The organism is Veillonella parvula, assembly GCF_018378075.1.
Lineage (GTDB): Bacteria > Bacillota > Negativicutes > Veillonellales > Veillonellaceae > Veillonella > Veillonella parvula_K.
This window is the reverse complement of record NZ_JAGZYE010000026.1, coordinates 1-1,211: the sequence shown is the minus strand read 5'-3', so window position 1 is coordinate 1,211 and position 1,211 is coordinate 1. Positions and strand designations below refer to the sequence as shown.

Genomic DNA, 1,211 nt, shown 5'->3' with positions numbered 1-1,211 from the left:
TTAAAGGAGGAATTTGCAATGTCAAAAGCAAAATTTGAAAGAAGCAAACCACACGTTAACATTGGAACAATCGGTCACGTAGACCACGGTAAAACAACTTTAACAGCAGCTATAACAACAGTTTTAGCACAAGCTGGTGGAGCAGAAGCATTCAAATATGATGAAATAGATAAAGCTCCAGAAGAAAAAGAAAGAGGAATCACAATCAACACAGCACACGTTGAGTACGAAACAGCTAACAGACACTACGCTCACGTTGACTGTCCAGGACATGCTGACTACGTTAAAAACATGATCACTGGAGCAGCTCAAATGGACGGAGCTATATTAGTTTGTTCAGCAGCTGATGGTCCAATGCCTCAAACAAGAGAGCATATCTTATTATCATCAAGAGTTGGAGTTGACCACATCGTAGTATTTTTAAACAAAGCAGATATGGTTGACGACGAAGAATTATTAGAATTAGTTGAAATGGAAGTTAGAGAGTTATTAAGCGAGTACAACTTCCCAGGAGATGACATTCCAGTAATTAAAGGATCAGCTTTAGTAGCATTAGAAAACCCAACTGACGAAGCTGCAACAGCTTGTATCAGAGAGTTAATGGATGCTGTAGATAGCTACATCCCAACACCAGAAAGAGCAACAGATAAGCCATTCTTAATGCCAGTAGAGGACGTATTCACAATCACTGGTAGAGGAACAGTTGCAACAGGAAGAGTTGAAAGAGGAGTTCTACATGTAGGAGACGAAGTAGAAGTAATCGGATTAACTGAAGAAAGAAGAAAAACAGTTGTAACAGGAATCGAAATGTTCAGAAAGTTATTAGATGAAGCACAAGCTGGAGATAACATCGGAGCATTATTAAGAGGTATCCAAAGAACTGACATCGAAAGAGGTCAAGTTTTAGCACAAGTTGGAACAATCAACCCACACAAAAAATTCGTAGGTCAAGTATACGTACTTAAAAAAGAAGAAGGTGGAAGACACACTCCATTCTTCGATGGATACAGACCACAATTCTACTTCAGAACAACAGACGTTACAGGATCAATCAAATTACCAGAAGGAATGGAAATGGTTATGCCTGGAGACCACATCGACATGGAAGTTGAATTAATCACAGAAATCGCTATGGATGAAGGATTAAGATTCGCTATCAGAGAAGGTGGAAGAACTGTAGGTTCAGGAGTTGTTACTTCAATAATCGAGTA

Annotated in this window: 1 protein-coding gene; it reads left to right on the top strand. The window is 39.1% G+C overall.

Going from position 1 to position 1,211, the window contains the following annotated elements:
• Positions 1–18: 18 nt before the first annotated feature.
• Positions 19–1,211 (top strand): elongation factor Tu (tuf, locus tag KH286_RS09565; protein ID WP_003452162.1); only part of this gene is annotated, 1,193 nt, incomplete at its 3' end.